Here is a 4,265-nt window from a genome sequence, read left to right on the forward strand (position 1 = left end):
GCCTGGATGAACGCATGTACGAACGCATCGCGCAGATCACCGGAAACGTGGACATGCTGTTCATCGGCATGGAGTGTGTTGGGGCGCCGATGAGCTGGCTGTACGGCTCGCTGTTCACCAAGCCCATTCCACGGGCGATCAATGAGTCGCGGCGATTCAATGGCTCCGACTGCGCCTCGGCAGAGAAGATGATCGCCATCTTCAAGCCGACGGAAGTCTATATCTATGCGCTGGGAATGGAGCCTTGGTTTAAGTACTTCATGGGCATGGACTACGACCAGGATGCGCGCCAGATTCTGGAATCTGATCGCCTGCTCGCATCATGCGCCGACTCGGGCATCCATGCCGAACGGCTGTTTGCCAAGCGTATCTGGAACATCTAGCGCCCCCGACATACTTCTGCGTACCGGTCCCGCCAACTTTCGAGATGCGGTTGGAAACATCTACCGGAACGTGTCCCCTTGCAGTCAGCCTGCGCAACACCAATGAACCAAGAGGCGTCCATGCAGCTCTTCCAGCTCGTCCGATATCTCGATGAAAATGCCATCCATCTGGTCGTTGAAGAGGGGCGCCTGCGCGTCACTGGCGGGCAGGAGCTTCTTACCGCGGATGTCGTCGCTGCGTTGAAACAGCACAGGGACGCCTTGCTGGCGCTGGTAGCGAGCGAGATTGCATCGGGCCCGCCGGCATTCGCTGATGTCAGCGAAGCACCGTTGTCGTTCGCACAGCGTCGCATGTACTTTCTGCATCAGTACGATCCGCTTGCAACGCACTTCATTCTTCCGGTGGAAATGGCCCTGCATGGGCCGTTGCATGGCGAGCGGTTCGTAGCGGCGTTGGAGCGGGTGGTGGCTCGACACCGTATCTACCGCACGACGTACTTCGTCCAGGACGGTGTCGCTTCTCAGCGGTTCCGCAGCGACCTGACTTTTCGGGTGGAACAGGTCGATCTGAGCGGGTGCGGAACGGCGTCTGCCGAAGCAGAACTGGAGAACCAGCGCGATCGCGTGATGCATCGTCCCTTCGACCTTGCCGATGAGCTACCGATCAGGGCCAGCCTGCTGCGCCTTGCCGATGACCATCATGTATTCATGCTGGGTTTCCACCATATCGCCACGGATGAATGGTCCATTCAGCAGTTCGTGGCGGAACTTGCGAAGACCTATCGCAGTCTGGATGGTGAGGGGCAGGACGCGCCGGAGGCGGCTTTGCCCCCGTCCTATATGGATTACGCAGCGTGGCAGGTGCAGCGCTTTGCTGCGGGTGCCCTCGAGCCGGCCCGATCCTACTGGGCGTACACGCTGCACGGAGCCAAGGGTGTGCTTGAACTGCCACTTGACCATCCGCGACCGGCGCAGCAGGGGTATCGCGGCCGGCTGTTGGAGCGAAAGCTTCCTGGCGCGTTGCAGCAACGCGTCGCGGCTTTCGCACGTGAACACAGGTCAAGCGAGTACGCCTGCTACCTCGGTGCCTACGCGCTCCTGTTGAGTCGGCTGACGGGAGAGCGTGACCTGGTCATCGGCACGGATGTGTACGGCCGCGAGCATCCTGGAACCCAAGATACGGCGGGATTCTTCGTCAACCAGCTTGCACTGCGTTGTGTCGTGCCAATTGGCGCGAGCGTGGAAGGCTATCTGGAAGGGGTACAGGAGACGGTCAAGGATGCCCTTGACTATCAGGAGATGCCCTTCGACCAACTTGTCGACGATCTTGGCGTTGAACGGGATCCGGCGTTCCCGCCGCTGTTTCAGGTCAAGTTCCTGTACGCTCGGGACTCACGCGACCTCGAGCAGTTCGACGGCATAACCCTGCGTGAGCGCGCTTCCGACACCGTGCTTTCGCAGTACGATCTGACACTCAAGGTCAGCAGCGAACAGGTCAAGGTCTGGTTCAACCGAGATCTGCTTCGCGTGGAGACGGTGGCGCGCTGGCTGGACATGTACTTTGTGCTGCTCGAGGAATGCCTGCACCATCCTGCGGCCGACGTTGATGGCACGCTTGGCCATGTGCTGGAACAGCAGCTATTGCCTCTGGTCCAGGGCGAGCATGTGGAGGTGGATGCCACCCGGCTTTTCGAGGGCCTGGACCAGAGCGTGGAACGTACTCCCGATGCCATAGCGGTACGGTCTCCGGTCGGGGACCTCAGCTACAGCCAGCTGCAGACGATGGTTGGCCGTATAGCCTCGCGCCTGTCGCGCATGGGAATGCGGCCGGGAGACCGGGTCGGCGTCTATCTCGAGCGGTCGCCTGAGATGGCAGCAGCGGTCATCGCGGTCTTGCGTACCGGCGGCGTGCTGGTTCCCCTGGATTCGAGCTATCCCGCCGATCATACCGAGCATACGCTTGCGGACAGCAGCATAGCGATCATCATCACCCGGTCCTCGCTGTCCGATTACCTGCCGGAGTTCTTCGGCTTCACCCTTGATGTGGAAACACTGGGTGAACACGATACGTTCGACGAAAGCTACCCTGTAATCGACCCTGAGTCACCGGCCTACCTGTTGTACACATCAGGCTCTACAGGTCTACCGAAGGGTGTGTTCATCAGCCACCGGGCTTTTGCGAACCTCTGCGATTGGTACGTTCGCTTCGCCGAGCTGGATGCGGCGAGCCGCCTGTTGCTCATGATCCCTATCGGTTTTGACGCCTCGCTGAAGAACATCGTTGCTCCGGTGATCGCCGGTGGACAGCTTATCCTTGCTCCGGCCGAGGGTTTCGATCCTGCCGGGTTGCTGGACGTTATCGCGACGGCAGGTGTTTCGATCATCAACTGCGCGCCCAGTGCGGCGTATGCGCTGCTTCGAGAAGCGCAGCGGACCGGTTTCCATTCCTTGGCCAGCATGCGCCTGCTCGCATTGGGGGGGGAAGCGCTCGACCGCTCGCAGCTGAGTCCGTGGCTGTCCAGCGAGGTCTGCAACAGCCGGGTCGCAAACATCTACGGACCCACCGAGTGCGCGGATATATCCGTAGCCTTCGTTGCCGACAAGGCACAATGGTTGGCCCTGCCACAGGTGGTCATCGGTCGGCCCATCCAGAACACCCGGGCTTACGTCCTGGATGGCAGCCAGAGACTGTGCCCACGCGGTGTGGTTGGCGAACTGGTGATGGTCGGCGATGGCGTCGGACTGGGCTACCACCAGCGCCCGGAACTTACCGGGAAGAGTTTCGTGGACCTTCCGGTTCTCGGCGGGCGCGGATACCTGACGGGCGACTATTGTCGATACGATGCTGATGGCAACTTGGTGTACCTGGGTCGTCGCGATGGACAGATCAAGATTCGCGGCAAGCGTGTCGAGCTCGGTGAGATCGTTCATCATATTACGGCGTTGCTGCCTGGACGGAACGTCAGCATCCAGGTATTGGCAGAGCGGGGCACGGAAATGCTTCTGGCCTTCGTCGACGGCGGCCAGGCGGAACAGACGGCGGACCAGCTCAGGGCCAAGCTCTGGCAACAGCTGCCTCGGCACATGGTGCCGGCACATATCCTGTTCGTGGATACGATGCCTTTGACGCCCAACGGCAAGGTCTGCAGGACCTCGCTGCTTGAGTACTTCCAGGAGCACCAGCAGACGTTCGCACCGTCAGCCCTTGAACTGGATCCGATCCAGGAGCTCATCGCCGAGGTGTGGAGGAAGCTACTGCACGCGAAGATCAGTCGTCTGGATGATGACTTCTTCTCGCTGGGTGGCGATTCGATCCTGTCGATCCAGGCGGTCGCCGAGCTTCGCCAGGCGGGCATGGACGTATCCGTTGCCGACATTTTCAAATACCCCAGCCTGCGGCAACTGGCGCATCACCTGTCGGAAACTGAGAAGAGGATTCCAGCCGGTGTCTCAGCCGAGCACGTGGCAGCGTTCGCGCTGGTGCCAGCAGCTGATCGTGAGGTTCTTCCGGAGGGGCTTGAGGACGCCTATCCAGTCACGCCGCTGCAGATGGGCATGCTCTTCCATGGTCTGCTCGACAAAGGGGGGGGCAGTTACCATGACGTGTTCTCTTTCGAGCTGCAGTTCGCCTACGACGAAGCAATGTTTGTCGAGGCCATAGAAGCGGTGGTTGCGATGCAGCCCGTACTACGCACCGGCTTCGACTTGGGCAGCTACTCCGTGCCGCTGCAGTTGGTTCATGCCGATGCGCAAGCATGGGTGGAACAGGAGGATCTGAGCGCCTTGTCGCCGGCCGCGCAGGCTGCCTGCATCGAAGATGCCATCTCTCGCATCAAGGCTACCGTGCTGGACTTGCGGGGGCCAACGCTAATCCGTTTCACC

1 protein-coding gene and 1 pseudogene are annotated in these 4,265 nt (G+C 60.6%); both read left to right on the plus strand.

The features are described 5' to 3' along the window. Window positions 1-383: pseudogene (locus tag AC1DQP_RS17285) on the plus strand (hypothetical protein); the annotation flags it as partial. A gap of 120 nt (window positions 384-503) precedes the next feature. Continuing rightward, the coding region (locus AC1DQP_RS17290; RefSeq protein WP_478052082.1) for a non-ribosomal peptide synthetase at window positions 504-4,265 on the plus strand (3,762 nt) is incomplete at its 3' end.

The sequence above is a fragment of the Stenotrophomonas sp. P5_A8 genome (assembly GCF_056400545.1).